A 25,099-nucleotide genomic window follows, 5' to 3' on the forward strand; every position below is an offset into this window, starting at 1 on the left:
ATATTGTTAAAAAAAAGACAAGGACTAGCGACTGTTATTTACGGGCGCTATATATCGGGGCAAATTGCTTTTGGACCCTGATATCATTATTTGAGCAACATGAATTTATCTGAACAACTAAGAAAGGATAATGTTAAGTATGAAGTACAGTTATTATCCGGGTTGTACCCTGAGAAACAAGGCGAAAGATCTGGACGAATATGCCAGAGCCAGCGCCAGAGCACTTGGGTTTGAACTGGAAGAGATCGAAGACTGGCAGTGCTGCGGAGGCGTTTATCCTCTGGGAACTGACGAGATTGCTACGAAACTTTCTTCCGTACGTGCTCTTAATCAGGCCAAAGAAAAAGGCCAGGATCTGGTGACAATCTGTTCTGCCTGTCATCACGTGATCAAACGTGTCAATGACGACATGAAGAATGTGGAAGATATCCGCACCAGAGCAAATAATTACATGCAGCTTGACGAGCCTTATGCTGGCGAGACAACAGTACTCCATTATCTGGAAGTGCTTCGCGACAGAGTTGGCTTTGACAAGCTGAAAGAGAAAGTAGTAAACCCGCTTACAGGAAAGAAGATCGGAGCATATTACGGATGTCTCTTATTACGTCCGGGCAAGATCATGGCTTTTGATGATCCAGAGAATCCGACAATCATGGAAGATTTCATCCGTGCACTTGGGGCAGAACCGGTAATCTATCCATACAGAAATGAATGCTGCGGCGGTTACATTTCTCTGAAAGAAAAAGATATGTCTCAGAACATGTGTCAGAAAATCGAAGACAGTGCGAAAGGCTTTGGCGCAGATATGTTGATCACAGCCTGTCCATTGTGTAAATATAATTTAAATAAAAACGCTTCCAGCGAACTGCCTGTATATTATTTCACAGAGCTCCTTGCAGAAGCCCTCGGAGTAAAAGAGGAGGTGGCAAAATGAGAAACCAGCATTCAGCAGCAGAAAAGATCAAAGAGATCTCCGGAACCAATCCGCTGAAATGTATGAAATGTGGAAAATGTTCTGCTACCTGCCCATCTTTCAATGAAATGGATATCAAGCCACATCAGTTTGTATCCTATGTTGTAAATGAAGATATCGAAGCACTTGTCAATTCAAAGTCTCTCTGGAAATGCCTTTCCTGCTTCGCCTGTGTAGAGCGTTGTCCAAGAGATGTAAAACCGGGAAAGATCATCGATGCAGCAAGACAGTTAGTTGTCCGTGAAAAAGGCGGCGATTATCTGAAAGCAGATGAGATACCACAGCTTCTTGATCCGGAACTGCCACAGCAGCTTCTGGTAAGTGCATTCAGAAGATACAGGAGGTAAGCCAGCGTGCAGAGAATTGGTGTATTTGTCTGTCATTGCGGAAGTAATATCGCCGCTACGGTAGATGTAAAAAAAGTTGTTGAATTAGCTGCCAAAGAGCCGGGTGTCGTTCATGCAGAAGACTACCAGTACATGTGCTCAGAAGCAGGCCAGGCTAAAATTCAGGAAGCCATTAAAGAGAAAAACCTGACAGGCGTTGTTGTCTGTTCATGCTCTCCACGTATGCATGAGGCAACATTCAGAAAAGCAGCTGAAAGAGCTGGCCTGAATCCATACATGGTGGAGATTGCAAATATCCGTGAGCATTGTTCCTGGATCCACAAGGATATGGAAGAGGCTACAAAGAAGGCCGTGATCCTTGCCAGGGCAGCAATCGCAAAAGTAAACTTAAACACACCTCTTCAGCCAGGAGAGAGCCGTGTTACAAAGAGAGCCCTGATCATCGGCGGCGGTATTGCCGGAATCCAGACAGCCCTGGATATCGCAGATGCAGGATATGAAGTAGATATCGTAGAGAAGACTCCAAGTATCGGTGGAAGAATGTCACAGCTTGATAAAACATTCCCGACACTTGACTGTTCTGCATGTATCCTCACACCGAAGATGGTAGAGGCAGCAGCACATGAGAAGATCAATATTTATACATACAGTGAAGTAGAACATGTCAGCGGTTTCGTAGGTGATTTCACCGTTGATATCAGAAAGAAAGCAAGAAGTGTAAATATGGACAAATGTACAGGCTGCGGTGTCTGCCAGGAAAAATGTCCGTCCAAGAAGATTCCGAACGAATTTAACAGAGGATTAAATAACAGAACTGCTATTTACACTCCATTTGCACAGGCAATCCCGAATGTTCCGGTTATCGACCGTGAGAACTGTCTGAAATTTAAAACAGGAAAATGTGGTGTCTGCTCCAAAGTATGTCAGGCAGGAGCCATTGATTACGATCAGCAGGATGAGATCGTAACACAGAAATACGGTGCAATCGTAGTTGCTACAGGTTTTGATACCATCAAACTTGACAAATATGATGAATATGCGTACAGCCAGAGTAAAGATGTTATCACATCCCTGGAACTGGAACGTATCATGAACGCAGCAGGTCCTACAAAAGGACACTTAGAGCGTCTTTCCGATGGAAAAGCTCCGAAGGAACTGGTATTCATCCAGTGTGTTGGAAGCCGTTGCTCCGACGACAGAGGAAAACCATATTGCTCCAAGATCTGCTGTATGTACACAGCAAAACATGCAATGCTGATCCGTGATAAATATCCGGATACAAATGTAACCGTATTCTATATTGATGTCCGTACTCCAGGTAAAAACTTCGATGAGTTCTACAGAAGAGCCGTAGAACAGTACGGCGTAAACTACATCAAAGGCCAGGTAGGAAAAGTTATTCCACAGCCGGACGGAAGCCTTCTTGTACAGGGATCTGACCTGATCGACAACAAACAAATCCTTAAGAAAGCAGATATGGTCGTTCTTGCAACAGCCATTGAACCGAACCCGGATGTTCGTAAAATCGCTACTATGCTTACAGCAAGTATTGATACAAACAACTTCCTCACAGAAGCCCATGCAAAACTCCGTCCTGTAGAATCTCCTACAGCAGGTATCTTCCTTTCCGGTGTATGCCAGGGACCGAAAGATATTCCGGAGACAGTTGCACAGGCTGGCGCAGCAGCAGTTAAGGCAATCGGCCTTCTTGCCAAAGATAAACTGACAACCAACCCATGTACAGCAAAATCCGATGAACTGTTATGTAACGGATGTTCTACATGTGCAAATGTCTGCCCATATGGAGCAATTTCCTATGAGGATAAACAGGTAAATGACCACGGTATCCGTGAAACAAGAAGAGTAGCCGTTGTAAATACAGCACTTTGCCAGGGATGCGGCGCTTGTACAGTAGCCTGCCCGTCTGGTGCTATGGATCTGCAGGGCTTTTCCAACAGACAGATTATCGCGGAGGTAGATGCAATATGTCGATAGAAACAAACGAAGAATTCAGACCTAAGATTGTAGCATTCTGCTGTAACTGGTGTAGTTACGCAGGTGCAGACCTTGCAGGAAGCAGCCGTCTTTCTTACCCGGCTGACGTAAAGATCATCCGTGTTCCATGTTCCTGCCGTGTCAATCCAATGTTCATCCTCCGTGCTTTTGAGAAAGGTGCTGACGGTGTGATCATGTGTGGATGTCATCCTGGAGACTGTCATTACAGCACAGGTAACTACTATGCAAGAAGACGTATGACGCTTCTTTTCTCCATGCTCGACTACATCGGTGTGGAAAACGGAAGAACACGAGTAGAATGGGTTTCCGCTGCTGAAGGTGTGAAATTCTCCCAGACTATGAATGAGTTTGTAGAGAAGATCCATTCACTCGGTAAGAACGTAAGATTGGAGGATTTAAGATGCAGGAGCTGATAAATCGTGCAAAAGAACTGCTTGCTGACGGTACAGTTGCAAGAGTTCTGGGATGGAAAGCCGGAGATCTGCCTTACAATCCGGAACCGGCTTACTTTGAAACAGAAGAATCTCTGAAAGATTTTGTATATAACGGATTCTGCGGTGCAAACTTAAGCAAATATATGATCGAAGCTTCCAAACTGGAAGGCAAGACACTGGTTTGTTTAAAACCATGTGATACATACAGCTTTAATCAGCTGATCAAAGAGCATCGTGTAGACCGTGAGAAAGCTTATATCATTGGTGTTGGATGTAAAGGAAAACTGGATATCGAGAGAATCCGCAAACAGGGAATCAAAGGTATCGAAAGCATTTCCGGTGCAGAGATTACAGATGAGGCAGAAACACTGACTATTCAGACAATCTATGGTGAGAAGACCTGTGCATACAAAGATGCAATGCTTGAAAGATGTCACGTATGTAAAGGAAAAGAACATAAGATTTATGATGAACTTATCGGTGAGTCCAAAGACACAAAAGATGCAGATCGTTTTGCAGAAGTAGAGAAGATCGAAGCAATGAGCCCGGAAGAAAAATTTGCATTCTTCCAGAGCCAGTTAAGCAAATGTATCCGCTGCAATGCCTGCCGTAATGTCTGTCCTGCATGCAGCTGCCGTAAATGTGTATTCGACAGCAATAAGTTTGACAGTGCGCAGAAAGCAAACGTGGACTCTTTCGAAGAGAAGATGTTCCATATCATCCGTGCATTCCATGTGGCAGGAAGATGTACAGACTGCGGCGAATGCAGCAGAGTATGTCCTCAGGGAATTCCGCTTCACCTGTTCAATCGTAAATTTATCAAAGATATTGATACATTCTATGGTGAATATCAGGCAGGAGAGGATTCAACATCCAAGGGACCTCTTACAAACTTTACATTTGAAGATGTTGAGCCGAGTATCGTGGCAGAAAGGGGATAATGTATGTATAAGATAGCAGCAGAGAATCTGCAGGCATTATTCCAGAAGATTGCCGCAGATCAGGATTTATATTTACCGGTCAAAGTCAGTGATCAGGTAAACTTCAAAGCATGGAGCGAAGATGCAGAAGTTTGTCTTGATACTTTAAAAACTGTAAAATCACCAAAAGATGCTTTTTTTCCACAGAGTGAAAACCTCTACACCTGTAAGAAAGAGGAGAAGAATATCTCCATTGAGCCACAGGCATTACAGGAAAAGAACTTTGTTGTGTTCGGAATGAAAGCCTGCGATATCCAGGGTGTAAAAGTACTGGATAACGTATTCTTAAGTGATCCGATCGATACTTTCTATGCAGCCAGAAGAGATCATGGTACGATTGTAGCACTTGCATGCCATGAGCCGGAAGAAAGCTGTTTCTGTAAAGTATTCGGTATTGACTGCGCAGACCCTGTTGCAGATGTTGCAACATGGATGATCGAGGGAGAGCTTTACTGGAAACCTCTTACAGAGAAAGGGGAAGCCCTTACAAAAGCAGTTGCAGAACTTCTCAACGATGCTGACGAAGCAAAAGTAGAAGAAGAGAAAGCTGCGATCCGCGCAATCGTAGAGAAGCTTCCGTACTCTAATCTTTCTCTGGAAGGATGGGGACAGGAAGATTACATGGATCGTTTCAATTCTCCTGTATGGGAAGAACTTTATAAACCATGTCTGGCATGTGGTACCTGTACATTTGTATGCCCTACCTGCCAGTGCTATGATATCAAAGATTATGACACAGGACACGGCGTACAGCGTTACCGTTGCTGGGATTCCTGTATGTACTCTGACTTTACCATGATGGCACACGGAAATAACCGTAACAGCCAGATGCAGCGTTTCCGTCAGAGATTCATGCATAAACTTGTTTACTATCCGGTAAACAACAATGGAATGTTCTCATGTGTAGGATGCGGCCGCTGCGTTGAGAAATGCCCATCATCCTTAAATATCGTAAAAGTCATCAAAGCTTTTGAAAATCAGGGAGGTGAAAAATAATGAGCGAATGTACCTGCCATAAAAACTACACATTAGACACACTGATCCCGAAGGTTGGTGTGATCACAGATATCCGTCAGGAGACACCGGATGTTAAAACATTCCGTGTAAACGCTCCTGAAGGAGGAAAACTTTTTGAACATATGCCTGGCCAGTGTGCAATGGTCTGCGCACCAGGTGTAAGTGAAGGTATGTTTTCCATTACTTCTTCACCTACAAATAAAGAATATCAGGAATTCAGTATCAAGAAGTGCGGTGCACTGACCGATTATCTCCACAGCCTTCAGGTTGGAGATGAGATCACAGTCCGTGGACCATACGGAAATCATTTCCCTGTAGAAGATAAATTAAAAGGTAAAAACCTTCTGTTTATCGCAGGTGGTATCGGACTTGCACCTCTTCGTTCTGTTATCAACTATGTACTGGATAACCGTGCAGATTACGGAACAGTAGATATCCTCTATGGTTCCCGTTCCGCAGATGACCTGGTACAGTTAAAAGAAATCCAGGAAGTCTGGATGAAAGCAGAGGGAGTTAATGTTTATCTGACAATCGACCGTGAACAGGAAGGCTGGGACGGACACGTTGGATTCGTTCCTTCTTATCTGAAAGAGATTGGATTCGATACAAACAAAACAGCACTTGTCTGCGGACCGCCGATCATGATCAAGTTCGTTCTTGCAGGACTGGAAGAACTGGGCTTCTCCAGAGAACAGGTTTACACAACTCTGGAGCTTCGTATGAAATGCGGTATCGGTAAATGCGGCCGTTGCAATATCGGTTCCAAATACGTCTGCAAAGACGGTCCGGTATTCAGATGCGACGAGATTGATGAATTACCTGCAGAATATTGATAAGCAATGAGCAGTGCAGAAAGTGATGTGAAGGAATGCGTCATGCTTGCATATAAGCATTCTTTCACAGAACATTCTGTAGGGCGAACGCCCTCAAGCGAGAAGTAGCGTAGCGGATTCGAGCTTGTATGTGCTGCTGACGACAGATGATATATATAGAAAGGACTGGTAATCTCAAATGGAAAAGAATATGGTAAACGTATATTTTTTCGGTAAGAAATACAGCGTACCTGCAGAACTTACAATTATGACTGCCATGGAATATGCCGGTTATACATTAAAGAGAGGATGCGGCTGCAGACACGGATTCTGCGGAGCCTGCGCAACAATCTACAGAATCAAAGGTGAAAACGAGCTGAAAACATGTCTTGCCTGTCAGACACAGGTACAGGAAGGAATGTATGTAGCAAGCATCCCGTTCTTCCCTACAGATAAGAGACTCTACAACATCGAAGACCTGAAACCGAATCAGCAGGTAATGATGGAACTCTATCCGGAAATCTACAGCTGTATCGGATGTAATGCCTGTACAAAAGCATGTACTCAGGACTTAAATGTAATGCAGTACATCGCATATGCACAGAGAGGCGAACTTGAAAAATGTGCAGAGGAATCCTTCGACTGCGTAAGCTGCGGATGCTGTTCTGTAAGATGTCCGGCCGGTATTTCCCATCCGATGGTAGGTCTTCTGGCAAGACGTCTCACAGGTAAATATATCGCGCCTAAGAGCGAACATCTGGAGAAACGTGTAGAAGAAATCCACGAAGGTAAATATGATGATCTGATCGAGCAGATCATGCAGAAACCAATCACAGACATGCAGGAACTTTACAACAACAGAGAAATTGAGAAATAGGGAGGGCGTAAAACATGTATGCACCATATCCAGAAAATATGATGGAATCCATCAAAAAGGTAGAGGCTACAAGAGCACAGCGTATGGCAACAGAGCCAAGACGTCTGACAGCTGAAGAGAAAGACGCTCTTCTTGAGAAATTCCATCCGGATTATAATCCAGACGCGTTTGCAGAAATCAAAGTAGGACCGAACAAAGGACAGAAAGCTCCTCTGGAACTGGCAGAAATGCTTCATTCAACAAGCCGTCTGATCAACGAAAAAATTGACCTTACAAAAATTGATTATGATGTAGATGTACTTGTAATCGGCGGCGGCGGTGCAGGTTCTTCCTGTGCAATCGAAGCACATAATGCAGGTGCTGACGTTATGATCGTTACAAAGCTTCGTATCGGTGATGCCAATACAATGATGGCTGAAGGTGGTATCCAGGCAGCTGACAAAGAGAACGATTCTCCTGTACAGCATTATCTGGATTGCTTCGGCGGCGGACATTTTGCTGCAAAACCGGAACTGGTAAAGAGACTGGTAATGGAAGCTCCGGATGCCATCAAATGGCTCAATGACCTTGGTGTTGAATTTGATAAAGCAGAAGACGGAACCATGGTTACCACACACGGCGGCGGTACTTCAAGAAAGAGAATGCATGCTGCAAAGGATTATTCTGGATCTGAGATCATGCGTACCATCAGAGATGAAGTTCTGAATCTTAAGATTCCGGTAGTTGAATTCACTTCAGCTGTTGAACTTCTGAAAGATGAAAAAGGACAGGTTGCAGGTGCAGTTCTTCTTAACATGGAAACAGGAGATTATTCTGTTGCAAGAGCCAAAACTGTTGTAATCGCAACAGGTGGTGCAGGAAGAATGCATTATCAGGGATTCCCGACATCTAACCATTATGGCGCAACTGCAGACGGACTTGTACTTGGATATAGAGCTGGTGCTTCCCTTCTTTATCAGGATTCTATCCAGTACCATCCAACAGGAGCAATCTATCCATCACAGATCATGGGTGCTCTGGTAACAGAAAAAGTTCGTTCCGTTGGTGCACAGCTTGTAAATGCAAACGGAGAAGCTTATATTCATCCGCTTGAAACCCGTGACGTAAATGCTTCCGGTGTTATCCGTGAATGCGAAGAAGGCCGTGGCGTAGAAGTTCCAGGCGGACTGAAAGGTGTATGGCTTGACACTCCGATGATCGAGATCCTCGGTGGCGAAGGAACCATCGAAAAGAGAATCCCGGCTATGTTCCGTATGTACATGAACTACGGCATTGATATGAGAAAAGTTCCTATCGTTATTTATCCGACACTTCACTACCAGAACGGTGGTCTTGAGATTAACGGAGACGGATTCACAAAAGAAATTCCAAACCTGTTAGTTGCAGGAGAAGCCGCAGGTGGAATCCACGGAAGAAACAGACTGATGGGTAACTCTCTTCTGGATGTTATCGTATTCGGAAGAAATGCAGGTAAAAAAGCAGCTGCAAAATGCAAGAATGTAGAGCTTGGTGAAATGAACCTGGATCATATCTACAAATATGCAGATGAACTGGACAAAGCAGGCGTACATACTGATAAGGTATCTCCATTACTGCTTCCAAAATACGCTCGTCACGAACAGCGCTAATAAGATACTCAGAATGTAAAAAAGAGCTCCCGGTATCGATAAGGGATTACCGGTACCGGGAGCCTTTGATATAATGCAAAAGGGATATGTCACCTCCCGGTGAATATCCCCAAATGAAAGAAGGGAGCTTACCAGAATGCGTGAAGTAGAAGTAAGCAGACTTACAGATGTCATCGAAAAACTCTGTATCGAAGCAAATGAACATCTTCCGGAAGACGTAAAATGCGCCATCAAAACATGCCGCGCATGCGAAGACGGAGAGATTGCCAAGGGTATCCTTGACAATATTATTGAGAATTTTGATATTGCAGATAACGAGAACGTGCCGATCTGCCAGGATACAGGAATGGCATGTGTATTCCTTGAAATAGGACAGGATGTACATTTTGTTGGCGGAGATCTCACCGATGCGATTAATGAAGGTGTACGCCGCGGATACGACAAAGGATATTTAAGAAAATCTGTAGTAAAAGACCCGGTACGCCGCGGAAACACAGGCGACAATACACCGGCTATGATCTACACAGAAATCGTTCCCGGAGATCAGGTAAAGATCACAGTAGGCCCCAAAGGCTTCGGAAGTGAGAACATGAGCCAGATCCGTATGTTCAAACCATCTGCAGGATTACAGGGAATCAAGGATTTCATCCTTGAAGTAGTAGAGACCGCAGGCCCCAACCCATGTCCGCCAATGGTAGTCGGAGTTGGTATCGGAGGAACCTTTGACAAATGTGCACTTCTTGCAAAGAAAGCACTGATGAGACCTCTGGATACTCAGAACCCGGATCCGTTCTATGCTGATCTTGAGAAAGAAATGCTGGAAAAAGTAAACAAGCTTGGAATCGGACCTCAGGGATTTGGCGGAAAGACAACAGCCATCGGCCTGAATATCGAAACAATGCCGACTCATATTGCAGGTATGCCATGTGCGGTTAATATCAACTGCCATGTAACCCGCCATAAATCGGAGGTGATCTGAGATGGAAAGAAAGAAAATTACACTTCCACTTACTAGAGAGCTGGCAAGAACTCTCCATGCAGGTGATCAGGTATTATTAACAGGTACTATTTATACATCACGTGATGCAGGACACAAGAGAATGTGTGAGGCCCTTGCAAAAGGGGAAAAAATTCCATTTGATCCTACAGATGCAACCATCTACTATGTAGGACCAACTCCTGCAAAACCAGGCGCAGTCATCGGCTCCGCAGGCCCTACAACCAGCGGACGTATGGATGCCTATGCACCCACAATGATGTCTGTGGGAGCAAGAGGAATGATCGGAAAAGGTGCCCGCCTTCCGGAAGTAGTAGACGCCATGAAGAAATATGATGGTGTATACTTCGGAGCTATCGGCGGTGCAGGTGCGCTTCTTGCAAAATGCATCAAAAAGGCCGAACTGATCGCCTATGAAGATCTGGGAGCAGAAGCACTTCGTAAATTGTATGTAGAGGATATGCCTCTTGTAGTCATCATTGACTCAGAAGGTAATAATCTGTACGAGATGGGAAAAGCAGAATATCTCAAAGAACACGGAGATAAGTAATTCTGCAGATACATAAAAAAATAACTTCCATATGCTGTAGACATACAGTATATGGAAGTTGCTTTATATAGCCAAAATTATATATATATTGTATCCAATATATAAAAATCATATATACAATAATATGAATTATATCTTTTACATTTGACCTATAAACGTATAACATGATAATCAGGGTCAAAAAGGGACCCGCCAAACATGAGAAAGCAGCGATTTACGCAGTAAAGCAGCGGATTTCGAATGTTTGAAAATAAACGGTAAAAGAATAAAGGCAGTTATCCGTACAGGAGATAACTGCAAATAAACTTGAACGGGGAAAATCATGAAAGATCATAATCAACACGAAATACAAATGTCGGAAGCCTTTTTAAACAGTGCATTCCTGGCACTGTCAGGAGGTTTTCAGGATGCTTACACCTATAATGCAAGAAACGAAGTATTCTGTAATGCACAGACAGGAAACGTCGTTCTTATGAGCCAGCACTTTATGGCAGGAGAACTGACAGCAGGACTGGGATACTTCTTTCCTATTATTTTCTTTGCACTGGGCGTATGGGTTGCGGAGAAAATACAGGCAAATTATAAATATGCGCAGAAGCTCCACTGGAGACAGGGTGTTCTGCTGGCAGAAATCCTGATCTTATTTACAGTAGGTTTCCTGCCAACCGAATACAATATGCTGGCAAATGCCATGGCATCTTTCGCCTGTGCAATGCAGGTACAGTCCTTCCGCAAGGTAAACGGATATTCCTATGCAAGTACTATGTGTATCGGTAATTTGCGCAGTGGTACAGCTGCGTTGTCAGTTTATTTTCGTGAAAAAAAATCAAAACAGCTAAAACAGGCGATGTATTATTTTGGAATCATCCTTATGTTTGCCTTGGGTGCCGGCATTGGTGGAAATCTGTCCATACGCTATGGAATCAGAATGATCTGGGTTTCCTGTGGATTCCTTATGATCAGCTTTCTGTTGATGTTTATAGAAAAATATAAGCATTTCCATGAGGAACATGAAACTAAATAATGCAGCCATTTCCAGAAAGGTCATTGAGAAGAAGATAATATTCTTTTCAATGATCTTTTTTGTTTTGATATTGCTATTAAATTAACAACCCTGTTAAAGAAATTGCTTTTCATTTATATACATTTATGAATACTATACATCTATAACAAATTGTTATAAATTAATTTCAGAAAATTTCAAAAATGATATTGTGCAAAACAACTATATAATGTATAATATCAACAGCACATATGTTGAAAATAACTAAAGCTGCGTGGGAATCGATATATCGGTACTATATTAAAACCGATGTATCAAAATTACTATTTAAGGAGGGAACCGAATGTTAGACCAGTCTTATTACAGAAAAGCGGATGAGATCATCGAGCACTACGGACGTACAGCAGCATCGCTGATTCCGATCATGCAGGATATTCAGGCGGAATATCGTTACCTGCCGGGAGAATTGCTGACTTATGTAGCGAAAGAAATCGGAGTAAAAGAAGCCAAGGCCTACAGTGTAGCCACATTCTATGAGAATTTTTCTTTTGAGCCGAAAGGGAAATATGTCATTAAAGTGTGTGACGGAACAGCCTGTCATGTGAGAAAATCCATGCCTGTAAAAGAGGCTTTGATGAAGGAACTTGGACTGAGCAACAAGAAACACACTACAGATGACATGCTTTTTACCGTAGAAACAGTATCCTGTCTGGGTGCATGTGGACTTGCCCCCACACTGACTGTCAATGATGAAGTACATCCGAAGATGACTCCTGAGAAAGCTGTAGAACTTTTGAATAAACTGAGAGGAGAGTGCGTATGAGTATTAAGAGTAAAGAAGACCTGTTAAATAAGCAGGCTGAAGTAAATGAGCAGATTAAATCTTATACCTGCCGCGTTCTTGTCTGTTCAGGTACCGGATGTATCGCATCCGGAGCGCAGAAGATTTATGAAGAGATGTCAGTACTCTGTGAGAGAATTGATGGAGTAACAGTTGAAATGCAGAAGGATGTGCCTCATGTAGGCGTGATCAAGACAGGGTGCCAGGGATTATGTGAACTTGGACCTCTGATGAGAATTGAGCCATATGATTATCAGTATGTTCACGTACAGCCGGAAGACTGTAAGGAAATTGTGGAGAGAACTATATTGGAAGGGAAACCTGTAGAGAGACTGTTTTATCGCGATAATAATACAGTCTGTCCACATCCTGATGATATTCCTTTCTTAAATCAACAGACACGTATCGTTCTTGAAAACTGTGGAAAAATCGATGCGGAATCTATCGAAGAGTATATTGCTGTGGGAGGCTATCAGGCACTTGCAAAAGTGATGGGAAGCATGTCCCCGCAGGAAGTTATTGATGAAGTAACTAAATCCGGGCTTCGCGGTCGTGGCGGTGCAGGATTCCCAGCAGGCAAGAAATGGTCTCAGGTTGCACGCCAGGCAGAGAAAACCCGCTATGTTGTATGTAATGGTGATGAGGGTGATCCCGGTGCATTTATGGATGGTTCCGTCATGGAAGGTGATCCATATAAGATGATCGAAGGTATGACTATTGCAGCCTACGCAGTCGGTGCGGAGAATGGATATATTTATGTTCGTGCAGAGTATCCTCTTTCTGTAAAGAGACTTAGGATGGCGATTGAACAGGCAGAAAAATATGGCCTGTTAGGTGATAATATTTTAAATTCCGGTGTAAACTTCCATTTACATATCAACAGAGGTGCCGGAGCTTTCGTATGTGGAGAAGGTTCGGCACTTACCGCATCTATCGAGGGTAACAGAGGTATGCCTCGTGTAAAACCGCCCCGTACAGTAGAGAAAGGTCTGTGGGGTAAGCCTACAGTTCTTAATAATGTAGAAACCTATGCTAATGTACCGAAGATTATTCTTCAGGGAGCAGACTGGTTCCGCACCATCGGTACAGAGGGAAGCCCCGGAACTAAAACCTTCTCACTGACCGGTTCTATCGAGAATACCGGTCTGATAGAGGTTCCTATGGGAACCACACTCCGCCACATTATCTATGATATCGGTGGTGGCTTAAAGAGTGGCGCCGCATTTAAAGGTGTCCAGATCGGCGGTCCGTCCGGCGGATGTCTGATCCTTGACCAGCTGGATGCACCTCTTGATTTTGATTCTGTCAAAAAATTAGATGCGATTATGGGATCCGGTGGTCTGGTAGTTATGGACGAGAATACCTGTATGGTTGAGGTTGCCAGATTCTTTATGAACTTCACCCAGCGTGAGAGCTGCGGTAAATGTGTACCGTGCCGTGAGGGTACCAAACGTATGCTGGAGATCCTGGAGAGGATCGTAGATGGCAAGGGTGAGATGTCCGATCTGGACGAGCTGGAAGAGCTTGCAAATATGGTTCAGAACATGGCTCTGTGCGGACTTGGCAAGAGTGCACCTCTTCCTGTTATCAGTACTCTCAAACGCTTCCGCGATGAATATGAGGAACATATCCGCGATAAGAAATGCCGTGCAAAAGTATGTACTGCTCTTCGTCAGTTCCACATCAACCCTGAGTTCTGTATTGGCTGCGGTAAATGCGCAAAGAACTGTCCGGCAGGTGCGATCTCAGGTAAGATTAAACATCCATATCACATTGATAACGACATCTGTATCAAATGCGGTGCATGTAAGGACAACTGTAACTTTGATGCAGTATATGTGGAAGCATAGAAGGGAGGATACACTATGGGCCATATGATAATTGACGGTAGAAAGGTAGAATTTACCGATGAAAAAAATGTCCTGTCTGTCATCCGCAAGGCAGGGATCAATATTCCGACACTGTGCTACCACTCAGAGGTATCCACTTTTGGTGCCTGTCGTTTATGTACAGTTGAAGACGAGAGGGGAAAAACATTTGCCTCATGTTCTGAACAGCCAAGAGATGGAATGGTGATTTATACCAATTCCGGAAGAGTCAAGAAATACAGAAAACTAATTGTAGAATTATTGCTTGCAGCACATTGTCGTGACTGTACAACCTGTGTTAAGAGTGGTGAGTGTGTCCTTCAGGAACTGGCACACAGGCTGGGCGTACAGACAATCCGTTTCAAAAATACCAGGGAATATCATGAGTTGGATACAAGTTCTCCTTCTCTGGTTCGTGATCCAAACAAATGTATTCTGTGTGGTAACTGCGTACGTGCCTGCGAAGAACTTCAGGGAATCGGAGCTTTAGGATTTGCATTCCGGGGAACTGAGGCCATGGTAATGCCTGCATTTAACAAAAAAATCGCAGAGACAGAATGTGTAAACTGCGGTCAGTGTCGTGTATATTGCCCAACAGGTGCTATTGCGATCAAGACACATATGGACGAGGCATGGGAAGCACTTGCTGATCCGAATATACGTGTAGTTGCTCAGATTGCTCCTGCAGTACGTGTCGCAGTAGGTGATCATTATGGACTGACCAAAGGCAAGAGTGTTATGGGTAAGATTGTCAATGCTCTCCACAGAATGGGATTCGATGAAGTTTATGATACTTCATTCAGTGCTGACCTTACTATTATGGAAGAGAGTGCCGAGTTCCTTGACAGAATTAAGAAGGGTGAGAAACTTCCGCTTCTTACTTCCTGCTGTCCTGCATGGGTGAAGTTTATCACAGACCAGTACAAGGAGTATATTCCTAATCTTTCTACCTGCCGTTCTCCACAGGGAATGCTCTCAGCAGTAATCAAAGAGTACTTCCGCGATCCGGAACATGCCGGCGGCAAGAAAACAGTTATGATTTCTATTATGCCATGTACAGCCAAGAAGGCAGAAGCAGTTCGTCCGAACAGCTTCACAGACGGTGAACAGGATACAGATATCGTTATTACAACTACAGAGCTGCTCCGCATGATCGATAACTTTGGGCTTGACTTTGCAACTCTTGATCCGGAAGCCTGTGATATGCCGTTTGGCTTCGGCTCCGGTGGTGGTGTTATCTTCGGTGTTACAGGAGGTGTTACAGAAGCAGTTCTCCGCCGCCTGACTCCGGATCACAGCAAAGAAACCATGCATGAGATCGCAGAATGCGGTGTTCGTGGAGATGAGGGAATCAAGGAATTTACAGTTCCTTATGAAGGAATGAACCTTAATATCTGTGTTGCCAGCGGCCTTGCAAATGCAAGAACCGTTATGGAACAGGTTAAGAATGGTGAGAAAGAATATCATCTGATCGAGATCATGGCATGCCGCCGCGGATGTATCATGGGTGGCGGACAGCCGACAAGATCCGGCGACAGAACCAAAGCTCTGAGAGCTAAGGGCCTGTATAATGCAGATAATACAACTATCATTAAGAAATCCGATGAAAACCCGTTAGTTCTGGAACTTTACAACGGACTTCTGAAAGGCAAAGAGCATCATCTGCTTCACAATGATTCCTATTAAGGAACATCTGTGATACCTGACAGTAACAATATGTCCAAATGATAAATAGAATATTTTAAAGCTTCCTTGCATATTTTATAACAATACATGAAGGTTATGTGTAAATATGCAAGGGGGCTATTTTTATGGAAAATTTTCAGGTGTATCGTGATATCCAGGCCCGTACAGGGGGAGATATATACATAGGGGTCGTAGGACCTGTCCGCACAGGAAAATCTACATTTATCCGCAGATTCATGGAACTTGTTGCATTGCCGCAGATGTCAGATACAAAGCAGGCAGAGATCAGAGATCAGCTTCCTTTAAGCGGATCAGGCAAAATCATTACCACAGCAGAAACAAAATTTATTCCCAAAGAAGCAGTTCCCATCACTCTCGGAGAAGATCAGCAGGTAAAGATCCGCCTGATCGACAGTGTGGGTTTTCTGGTAAAGGGTGCATCCGGGCAGACGGAGGACGGGAAAGAACGAATGGTAAAAACTCCCTGGTTTGAGCAGGCAATCCCATTTCGCGAGGCCGCACGCATCGGAACACAGAAAGTAATTCAGGAGCATTCCACAATAGGTATTGTGGTCACAACTGACGGAAGTTTCGGTGAACTTCCCAGAGACAATTTTCCGGAGGCAGAAGAGAAGACTATTCAGGAACTGAAAAAACAGCAGAAACCATTTATCGTGCTGGTAAATTCGCAGATGCCATATAAAGATGCGGCTCTGAAAACAGCGGAAGAAATCCAACAGAAATATAAGGTAACTGCTCTGACAGTAAACTGTGACCAATTGAGAAAAGAAGATATTGCCAGGATTCTGGAGAAGGTTTTATATGAATTTCCTGTCAGTCAGATTCAGTTTTTTATTCCGCGCTGGGTAGAAATGCTTCCCCTGGAGCATGAATTAAAACAGCAGATCCTTTCACAGATCAGGGATAAAATGAAAAGTATGCAGCATATACGTGATATCACAAAGGAATCTGTAAAATTATCCGGACCTTATGTACAGGATTCCCTTCTGGAAGATGTAGGCTTATCCGATGGAACAGTAAAGGTAAGAATACGCATAAAGGAAGAATATTATTACAGGATGCTCAGTCAGATGAGTGGAATCGAAATGGAGAGTGAATATGAACTGATTCATACAATGCAGGAACTGGTACATATGAAAGAGGAATATGTAAAAGTGCAGGCTGCACTGGAAGCAGTGCGTGGAACCGGTTATGGTGTGGTTGTCCCGAATCTGGATGAGATTGAGATCGCACAGCCTGAAGTGATCCGACAGGGAAATAAATATGGAGTAAAGATAAAATCAAAGAGTCCGTCTATCCATATGATAAAGGCAAATATAGAAACTGAAATTGCTCCCATAGTAGGAACAGAACAGCAGGCAAAGGATCTGATCCAGTATATTGATGAAGGCAGCCAGAGGGGGGAGAGTATCTGGGAGACTAATATTTTCGGTAAATCCATTGAGCAGCTGGTACAGGATGGCATCCGAAGCAAGATTGCAGCTATCAGCGAAGAAAGCCAGGTAAAGCTTCAGGATACCATGCAGAAAATTGTCAATGACAGTAAGGGCGGGCTGGTGTGTATCATCATATAGCTGCCGTATAATATGATGCCTTTAAATTTTGCTTTTAGCCGAACTATGAAACAGTTATTCAGTTACAGGCAACGGAGAGCTCAGGTTACTGCGTCAATTACCGGTTCGTCAGTTTTTTTACTGTCAGTACTTTTTTCCCCTTCAATAACGACTTTATTAGGGAGGCATACGATGGTGCCTCCTTTTTCGTCGATTGCCTTCTGTTTCATACACAGATGATCGGGGCATTGTGCAGAGATCATACGTGCCTGACCGTCTTTGATCTCACAGACATTTGTATCGTTGATTTTAATCGTCTGATCCTTTTCCAGAGAATAAGTTCCATATTCTTTTCCGTCTACAGTAATGCGGATGGAACCATGACTGCCCTTATTTATAAGAGACATTCCTCCCCACATCGCCAGTGCAAGAATAAGGATACCACCTATAAAAATAAATTCTTTTTTCTTCAAAGTATTGTACTCCATCTTTCTATAATAGCAGTAAGGTTTGTGTTACTGTTCACTGATAATATCCTGCAAAGCGTATTACTGAGAACGGAGTGAACAATAACAGGTTTGTTTTGTCTGCATCATAACATGAATAAAAAAGAATAGCAACCTTCAGATGTTTGTGGTATGGTTATAATAATAAAATGTACTCTCGGAGTCTTTATTGCACTTGCTTTTGCGGCTGATTTTTTGTTAGCTGCACCCGAATTTTATCAACGTACGCACCGCGTACGCCTCAAAAATTTGGGCACATCTAACAAAAAAATTTTCTCACAAAATCAAGTACAAAAAGATTCCGAGAGTACATTGAAAGAGAACGGAGGAAATCTTTTATGGGAAAATATATTATGGCACTGGATGCCGGGACGACCAGCAACCGCTGTATCCTGTTTAATGAAAAGGGAGAACGTTTAAGTGTTGCACAGAGAGAATTTACCCAGTATTTCCCGAAACCGGGCTGGGTAGAACATGATGCAGATGAGATATGGGCCAGTATGCTGGGTGTGGCAGTAGAGGCAATGACCAAGATCGGAGCAGATGCTTCAAAGATCGCTGCGATCGGAATCACAAACCAGAGAGAAACTGCAATCGTATGGGATAAAAATACCGGCGTACCTGTCTATCATGCGATCGTATGGCAGTGCCGCAGAACATCGGAATACTGCGACTCGCTGAAAGCCAGAGGACTGACTGAGAAATTCAGGGAGAAAACAGGGCTTGTGATCGATGCTTATTTCTCTGCAACAAAAATAAAGTGGATTCTGGACAATGTAGAAGGAGCCAGAGAGAAAGCGCAGAAAGGGCAGCTTTTGTTTGGAACTGTGGAAACCTGGCTGATCTGGAAACTGACAAAGGGCAGAGTCCATGTTACAGATTATTCCAATGCATCCAGAACCATGCTTTTTAATATCAATACTTTACAGTGGGATCAGGAAATTTTGAATGAACTTGACATTCCAAAGTCCATGCTTCCCAAACCAATGCCATCCAGCTGTATTTATGGAAAAGCAGATCCGGCAGTCCTTGGCGGTGCTATCCCTATTGCAGGTGCAGCAGGTGATCAGCAGGCTGCTTTGTTTGGCCAGACCTGCTTTAATGCCGGAGAAGCAAAAAATACTTATGGCACAGGATGTTTTCTTCTGATGAATACAGGAGAGAAACCTGTCTTTTCAAAGAACGGACTGGTTACTACGATTGCGTGGGGATTGGACGGAAAGGTAACCTATGCACTGGAAGGATCAATTTTTGTTGCAGGTGCAGCTATCCAGTGGCTGCGAGATGAATTAAAGGTAATTGATTCCTCTGAAGATTCCGAGTATATGGCAAATAAAGTATCAGATACACATGGATGTTATGTTGTGCCGGCCTTTACAGGACTGGGAGCTCCCCACTGGGATCAGTATGCGAGAGGTACGATCGTAGGAATTACCCGCGGTGTGAACAAATATCATATTATCCGCGCAACGCTGGAATCTATTGCCTATCAGGTAAATGACGTACTAAATGCCATGAAAGCAGATTCAGGCATTAATCTGGCGGCATTAAAAGTTGATGGCGGAGCCAGTGCCAACAATTTCCTGATGCAGACACAGGCAGATATTATCAATGCACCGGTCAACCGTCCATGCTGTGTTGAGACAACTGCAATGGGGGCTGCTTATCTGGCAGGTCTGGCAGTAGGCTACTGGAGCAGTAAAGAAGAAGTGCGCCACAATTGGTCCATTGACCAGAAATTCTACCCGTCTATCACCGAAGAAACAAGAGAGCAAAAGATTAAAGGATGGAATAAAGCTGTGAAATATTCTTACGGATGGGCGAAGGATGAATAAAGCCATTTCAGGATATGAAGTGGAATTCATATTTGCTTACATTTTATCAGCAAAGCTAAATAAAATTCAGTGTATTGACAATCTTACAGAGATAGTGGTACGGTAATACAGTAATTTCGGCAAAGGCCGATGATTTTGAAGTTTTACAAATTACATAACGAATATTGAGGTGCGAAAAAATGCAGGAAATGAAACCAATCAAAGAAGGTAAAGTACGTGAGATTTATGACAACGGTGACAGCCTGATCATGGTTGCGACAGACCGCATCAGCTGCTTTGATGTTATCCTGAACAATCAGGTAACCAAGAAGGGAACTGTACTGACTCAGATGTCCAAGTTCTGGTTTGACATGACAGAAGACATTCTGCCGAACCACATGATTTCTGTAGATGTAAAAGACATGCCTGAATTTTTCCAGCAGGAGAAATTTGACGGAAACAGCATGATGTGCCGTAAGCTTGAAATGCTACCTATCGAGTGTATTGTGCGTGGATATATTACAGGAAGCGGATGGGAAAGCTACAAAAAGACAGGTAAAGTCTGCGGTATTGAATTACCGGAAGGCCTGAAGGAATCCGACAAGCTTCCTGAGCCAATTTATACTCCGTCCACAAAGGCTGAGATTGGTGATCATGACGAAAATATCTCCTATGAGCAGAGTATCGCTCACCTTGAGAAATATTTCCCGGGCAGAGGAGAGGAATTAGCTGCAAAACTTCGTGATAATACAATTGCACTTTATAAGAAATGTGCGGAATACGCATTAAGCAAGGGAATCATCATCGCAGATACCAAATTTGAATTTGGTCTGGATAAAGATGGAAACATGGTGATCGGTGATGAGATGCTCACACCGGACAGCTCCCGTTTCTGGCCTGCTGAAGGATATGAACCGGGACATGGCCAGCCATCCTTTGACAAACAGTTTGCACGTGACTGGCTGAAAGCAAATCCGGACAATGACTGGACACTTCCGCAGGATATTGTAGATAAGACAATCGGAAAATATCTTCAGGGTTATGAAATGCTTACAGGTAAGAAATTATAATAATTCAGAGATATAGCAGATACTGCTGTTCGAAACATTGATAAAAGTTCGGACAGCAGTATTTTTTGATAAAATGCCACAAAAGTGTGGAAATCAGATAAATTTTTTGTTACACTAAAGTGAAGAAGGTAATGGAAGAGACAGGATTGTAGTCATGGTGTGTAGTTATATTTTTGTTTCTGAGATTATGAAAATGTGTAAGGAGAAAAAGGTTTATGAAAACATTGAAAAAGTTGCTTTTTATCATAATGGCAGTTGCTGTTTTAGCTATGCCGGTATTTGGTGTACAGGCTGCGGAAAGTGATATTCCTGTTACAGAGCAGCCCGGGGTATCCCCGACGCCATCTCCGGTTCCCATAAGAGAACTGGTTACAAAGGGAAACAAGATTTACTATTATTATAAGGGAAAAATGGTTAAGAACAAATGGAAGAGATATAATGGCTATAAGTATTATTTTGGCGCAAATGGAAATGCTGTGCGGGGAGGACAGCGTATCAACAATGTAGTTTATGTTTTTGATGAGAAAGGACGTTTATTTGAGAATAAACAGAATAAAATTGTAAAATCCGGATCCAATATTTATCATATAAGGACAGAACACGGCCGTGCCAGCATTGGATATTTTATCTATAAGAATAATCTGTATTATGCGGATCCAAAAGGAAGGCTGTATCAGAAGAAATCCAGACAGAACGGCCAGCTTTATTTTACCAATTCCGGTGCTGCAAGAAAAGATTATAATGCTCTGCTGAAAATGCGTGTGATGCAGATTGTATCGTCAATCACAAATTCAGGTATGAGTCAGAGCCAGAAGCTTTATGCATGTTGGAAATATGTTGTTTACGGAGGATTTTACTATGGTGGTCCGGATCCTAACATTTACCAGAGTGGCTGGGCGCGCAGTGAGGCATTGAGGATGTTTCGTACAGGATATGGCAACTGTTATGGATTTTCCTGTATTTTTGCTGCTCTTGCAAGAGAAATAGGATATACACCGTATATGATCTGTGGCCGGGTACCGGGAAGCAGAGATGGAGCGGCAGATGGCTTCACCCGTCATTGCTGGGTAGAAATCAATGGTCTTTATTATGATCCGGAAGCGCAGTATGCCGGTTGGATGACAGGGGTTTATGGTTATGATTATTACCCGATCAGTCACCAGATCCTAAGAGTTGTTAACTTTTGTAAATTCTAATGTGCAGATAAGTTGACTAATTATATGAGAGGTGTTTCTATGGAAAGCAGAATTGCAGTGATCAGTATTATAGTAGAGAATTCAGATTCTGTAGAATGTCTGAACAGGATTCTTCATGAATATGGCATTTATATCATCGGCAGAATGGGGATTCCTTACAGGCAGAGAGGGATAAGCATTATCAGTGTGGCAATAGATGCACCTCTGGATATAATCAATGCACTGACCGGAAAAATTGGCCGGCTGGCAGGGGTTTCAGCAAAAACAGTCTATTCGAAAGCTTAGAGGAAATGAAAATATATGGCATCAGCAGAGTTGCAGATACCTGAACACATTCAGGAGACACAGAATATTACCAGAGAAGAACTGGAAATGATTTTACATACACAGAATCCACTGGTAACGGAAGAACTACGAAGAAGAGCACAACAGACCGCAAAAGCAATTTATGGAAATAAAATTTATGTCCGTGGTCTGATCGAATTTACAAATTACTGCAAGAACAATTGTTATTATTGTGGTATACGCTGTTCAAATACGGATGCAGACAGATACCGGCTTTCTTTGGAACAGATTTTGTCCTGCTGTGAAACAGGATGGAATCTTGGTTTTCGGACTTTTGTTCTGCAGGGCGGGGAAGATCCGCATTTCACAGATGAACATATTTGTCAGATTGTCCGCACGATTAAAGAAATATACCCTGACTGTGCAGTGACTCTTTCTATTGGAGAAAAGAGTGAAGAAAGCTATCAGGCATATTTTAATGCAGGCGCTGACAGATATCTCTTGCGTCATGAGACAGCAGATGAAGATCATTACAAAAAACTTCACCCGGAACAGATGTCCCTGGTTTTCAGAAAAAATTGTCTGAAAAACCTGAAGAAAATAGGATATCAAACCGGATGTGGATTCATGGTAGGATCTCCGGGACAAACTGTAGATACACTTTACCGCGATTTTTTATTTATTAAGGAATTAAAGCCTGAAATGATAGGAATCGGACCGTTTATTCCTCACAAAGACACCCCGTTTGCTAAAGAATTACCCGGAACTCTGGAGCAGACTCTGCGATTATTGTCAATTATCCGCCTGATCCACCCACACGCACTTCTTCCGGCAACAACAGCCCTTGGAACCATAGACCCCAAGGGCAGAGAGAAGGGAATTTTGGCAGGGGCCAATGTAGTAATGCCCAATTTATCACCGGTCAATGTCCGGGATAAGTATACCCTTTATGATAATAAGATCTGTACAGGTGATGAAGCTGCTGAATGCAAAGCCTGTATGGCAGCACGTATGAAGAGCATTGGTTATGAAGTAGTGACAGACAGAGGCGATTATAAAGCATGACTGCAGTTCACTCCTGAATAACTTAAGCATCCGCGATAAGCGGAACATAAAACTGAATATAGAAAAAACTAATCGGAAAGCGGCAGATAAGGAAGCCCCTGACCGAAAAGAAAGGAAACAAATCTATGTATAATCCAAAATCATTAAAAGCAGAGGAATTTATTTCCGACGAAGAGATCAGAGAAACCCTTGCATATGCAGATGCAAACAAAGAAAATGTGGCGCTGATCGACCAGATCCTTGCGAAGGCAAAAGAATGTAAAGGACTTACCCACAGAGAAGCCTCTGTCCTTCTTGCCTGTCCCATTCCTGAGAAGATTCAGGAGATGTATGATCTGGCAGCGGAGATCAAGAAAGAATTCTACGGAAACAGAATCGTTCTGTTTGCCCCTCTGTATCTTTCCAACTATTGCGTAAACGGCTGTGTGTACTGTCCGTATCATAAGAAAAATCAGCATATTGCCCGCAAAAAACTTACTCAGGAAGAAATTGTAAAAGAAGTAACTGCTCTTCAGGATATGGGACATAAACGTCTTGCTATTGAAGCCGGAGAGGATCCGATCAATAATCCCATTGAGTACATTCTGGAATGCATCCAGACAATCTACAGCATTAAACATAAGAACGGTGCCATCCGACGTGTCAATGTAAATATTGCGGCCACAACTGTGGAAAATTACAGGAAATTAAAAGATGCAGGAATCGGTACCTACATTCTTTTTCAGGAGACTTATCATAAAGAAAGTTACGAAACACTTCATCCAACAGGTCCGAAACATAACTATGCCTATCATACAGAAGCAATGGACCGCGCAATGGAAGGCGGCATTGATGATGTAGGACTGGGTGTATTATTTGGTCTTGAACTTTACAGGTATGAGTTTGCCGGGCTTCTGATGCATGCGGAACATCTTGAGGCAGTTCATGGAGTAGGTCCTCATACTATCAGTGTGCCTCGTATCAAACATGCGGATGATATTGATCCTTCTGCTTTTGATAACAGTATCAGTGATGAAATTTTTGCCAAAATCTGTGCACTGATCCGGATTGCTGTGCCATATACGGGAATGATCATTTCCACAAGAGAAAGTAAAGCAGTTCGTGAAAAAGTACTTCCTCTGGGAGTTTCTCAGATCAGCGGTGCCTCCAGAACAAGTGTTGGCGGGTATGACGTTCCTGAAACAGAAGATGAAGTGACATCTGCACAATTTGACGTCAGTGACCAGAGATCTCTGGATGAAATCGTTAACTGGCTGATGGGTATGGGAGATATCCCAAGCTTCTGTACTGCCTGTTACAGAGCAGGAAGAACAGGTGACCGTTTTATGTCTTTGTGCAAAAGTAAACAGATTTCTAACTGCTGCCATCCCAATGCGCTGATGACATTGATGGAATATCTCCAGGATTATGCAAGCCCTGAGACGAAAAAAGTCGGACTGGAGCTGATTCAAAAAGAACTGGAAAATATCCCGGGCGAAAAGATAAGGAAACTCACAGAGGAACACCTTGCAGATATTGTAAACGGACAGAGAGATTTCCGATTCTGACATTCTCTGCACT

At 43.2% G+C, this 25,099-nt stretch carries 23 protein-coding genes; 22 read left to right on the forward strand and 1 reads right to left on the reverse strand.

Annotation, left to right across the window (positions count from 1 at the left end; translation table 11 throughout):
• The first annotated feature begins 139 nt into the window (after positions 1-139).
• The 16 genes from LJE09_RS01695 (at position 140) to spoIVA (ending at position 17,624) form a co-directional block, all read left to right on the forward strand.
• Entirely contained in the window at positions 140-934 is a 795-nt protein-coding gene (locus tag LJE09_RS01695; protein ID WP_022380680.1) for a CoB--CoM heterodisulfide reductase iron-sulfur subunit B family protein, read from the forward strand.
• A complete protein-coding gene (locus LJE09_RS01700; RefSeq protein ID WP_008703021.1) occupies positions 931-1,320 on the forward strand; it encodes a 4Fe-4S dicluster domain-containing protein in 390 nt (129 codons plus the stop codon). The genes LJE09_RS01695 and LJE09_RS01700 overlap by 4 nt, the downstream gene beginning before the upstream one ends.
• Positions 1,321-1,326: 6 nt before the next feature.
• Complete coding sequence (locus LJE09_RS01705) at positions 1,327-3,315, forward strand: CoB--CoM heterodisulfide reductase iron-sulfur subunit A family protein (RefSeq protein WP_022380681.1); 1,989 nt, start codon at positions 1,327-1,329, stop codon at positions 3,313-3,315.
• Entirely contained in the window at positions 3,306-3,749 is a 444-nt protein-coding gene (locus LJE09_RS01710; RefSeq protein ID WP_008703025.1) for a hydrogenase iron-sulfur subunit, read from the forward strand. The genes LJE09_RS01705 and LJE09_RS01710 overlap by 10 nt, the downstream gene beginning before the upstream one ends.
• Positions 3,737-4,711 (forward strand): 4Fe-4S dicluster domain-containing protein, encoded by a 975-nt coding sequence (locus LJE09_RS01715; protein WP_022380682.1) that lies wholly within the window; start codon positions 3,737-3,739, stop codon positions 4,709-4,711. The genes LJE09_RS01710 and LJE09_RS01715 overlap by 13 nt, the downstream gene beginning before the upstream one ends.
• Positions 4,712-4,714: 3 nt before the next feature.
• Positions 4,715-5,746 (forward strand): 4Fe-4S dicluster domain-containing protein, encoded by a 1,032-nt coding sequence (locus tag LJE09_RS01720; RefSeq protein ID WP_008703028.1) that lies wholly within the window; start codon positions 4,715-4,717, stop codon positions 5,744-5,746.
• Positions 5,746-6,600 carry an FAD/NAD(P)-binding protein gene (locus tag LJE09_RS01725; protein ID WP_022380684.1) on the forward strand — a complete coding sequence of 285 codons (855 nt, stop codon included), beginning with the start codon at positions 5,746-5,748 and terminating at the stop codon, positions 6,598-6,600. The genes LJE09_RS01720 and LJE09_RS01725 overlap by 1 nt, the downstream gene beginning before the upstream one ends.
• 178 nt (positions 6,601-6,778) lie before the next feature.
• A complete protein-coding gene (locus LJE09_RS01730) occupies positions 6,779-7,456 on the forward strand; it encodes a 2Fe-2S iron-sulfur cluster-binding protein (protein ID WP_008703029.1) in 678 nt (225 codons plus the stop codon).
• A gap of 14 nt (positions 7,457-7,470) precedes the next feature.
• A complete protein-coding gene (locus LJE09_RS01735; RefSeq protein WP_008703030.1) occupies positions 7,471-9,084 on the forward strand; it encodes an FAD-dependent oxidoreductase in 1,614 nt (537 codons plus the stop codon).
• 136 nt (positions 9,085-9,220) lie between these two features.
• The gene (locus LJE09_RS01740; protein WP_008703031.1) at positions 9,221-10,063 is read left to right on the forward strand and encodes a fumarate hydratase; all 843 of its coding nucleotides are present in this window, start codon (positions 9,221-9,223) and stop codon (positions 10,061-10,063) included.
• A gap of 1 nt (position 10,064) precedes the next feature.
• Positions 10,065-10,631, forward strand: coding sequence for a Fe-S-containing hydro-lyase (locus LJE09_RS01745; RefSeq protein WP_022380686.1), 567 nt, complete (start codon positions 10,065-10,067; stop codon positions 10,629-10,631).
• A gap of 322 nt (positions 10,632-10,953) precedes the next feature.
• Positions 10,954-11,655 carry a YoaK family protein gene (locus tag LJE09_RS01750; protein ID WP_008703033.1) on the forward strand — a complete coding sequence of 234 codons (702 nt, stop codon included), beginning with the start codon at positions 10,954-10,956 and terminating at the stop codon, positions 11,653-11,655.
• A 322-nt stretch (positions 11,656-11,977) separates the two neighbouring features.
• Positions 11,978-12,457, forward strand: a complete 480-nt coding sequence (locus tag LJE09_RS01755) for a complex I 24 kDa subunit family protein (protein WP_008703034.1) — start codon at positions 11,978-11,980, stop codon at positions 12,455-12,457.
• A complete protein-coding gene (locus LJE09_RS01760) occupies positions 12,454-14,325 on the forward strand; it encodes an NADH-quinone oxidoreductase subunit NuoF (protein ID WP_022380689.1) in 1,872 nt (623 codons plus the stop codon). The genes LJE09_RS01755 and LJE09_RS01760 overlap by 4 nt, the downstream gene beginning before the upstream one ends.
• Positions 14,326-14,340: 15 nt before the next feature.
• On the forward strand, positions 14,341-16,029 hold the full coding sequence (locus LJE09_RS01765; protein ID WP_008703039.1) for a [FeFe] hydrogenase, group A: 1,689 nt from the start codon (positions 14,341-14,343) through the stop codon (positions 16,027-16,029).
• A gap of 125 nt (positions 16,030-16,154) precedes the next feature.
• The gene (gene spoIVA / locus LJE09_RS01770; RefSeq protein WP_008703041.1) at positions 16,155-17,624 is read left to right on the forward strand and encodes a stage IV sporulation protein A; all 1,470 of its coding nucleotides are present in this window, start codon (positions 16,155-16,157) and stop codon (positions 17,622-17,624) included.
• Positions 17,625-17,704: 80 nt separating this feature from the next.
• Here the strand turns inward: spoIVA and LJE09_RS01775 are convergent, their stop codons facing one another.
• Positions 17,705-18,076: a NusG domain II-containing protein gene (locus tag LJE09_RS01775; protein WP_008703043.1), complete on the reverse strand. Its 372-nt coding sequence runs from the start codon at positions 18,074-18,076 to the stop codon at positions 17,705-17,707.
• A 371-nt stretch (positions 18,077-18,447) separates the two neighbouring features.
• Between LJE09_RS01775 and glpK the strand changes: the two genes are divergently transcribed.
• The 6 genes from glpK (at position 18,448) to hydG (ending at position 25,086) form a co-directional block, all read left to right on the forward strand.
• Entirely contained in the window at positions 18,448-19,944 is a 1,497-nt protein-coding gene (gene glpK / locus LJE09_RS01780; protein WP_025577002.1) for a glycerol kinase GlpK, read from the forward strand.
• 179 nt (positions 19,945-20,123) lie between these two features.
• Positions 20,124-20,993: a phosphoribosylaminoimidazolesuccinocarboxamide synthase gene (locus tag LJE09_RS01785; protein WP_020993888.1), complete on the forward strand. Its 870-nt coding sequence runs from the start codon at positions 20,124-20,126 to the stop codon at positions 20,991-20,993.
• 215 nt (positions 20,994-21,208) lie between these two features.
• Positions 21,209-22,189 (forward strand): transglutaminase domain-containing protein, encoded by a 981-nt coding sequence (locus LJE09_RS01790; protein ID WP_008703048.1) that lies wholly within the window; start codon positions 21,209-21,211, stop codon positions 22,187-22,189.
• 39 nt (positions 22,190-22,228) lie between these two features.
• The gene (locus LJE09_RS01795) at positions 22,229-22,474 is read left to right on the forward strand and encodes a TM1266 family iron-only hydrogenase system putative regulator (protein WP_020993889.1); all 246 of its coding nucleotides are present in this window, start codon (positions 22,229-22,231) and stop codon (positions 22,472-22,474) included.
• A gap of 15 nt (positions 22,475-22,489) precedes the next feature.
• Positions 22,490-23,539, forward strand: coding sequence for a [FeFe] hydrogenase H-cluster radical SAM maturase HydE (hydE, locus tag LJE09_RS01800; RefSeq protein ID WP_008703051.1), 1,050 nt, complete (start codon positions 22,490-22,492; stop codon positions 23,537-23,539).
• Between the two features lie 125 nt (positions 23,540-23,664).
• On the forward strand, positions 23,665-25,086 hold the full coding sequence (gene hydG / locus LJE09_RS01805) for a [FeFe] hydrogenase H-cluster radical SAM maturase HydG (protein WP_020993890.1): 1,422 nt from the start codon (positions 23,665-23,667) through the stop codon (positions 25,084-25,086).
• Positions 25,087-25,099 lie beyond the last annotated feature (13 nt).

Origin of the sequence: Blautia sp. DFI.3.45, from assembly GCF_020593505.1 — a bacterium.
Taxonomy (GTDB): Bacteria; Bacillota; Clostridia; order Lachnospirales; family Lachnospiraceae; genus Blautia_A; species Blautia_A wexlerae.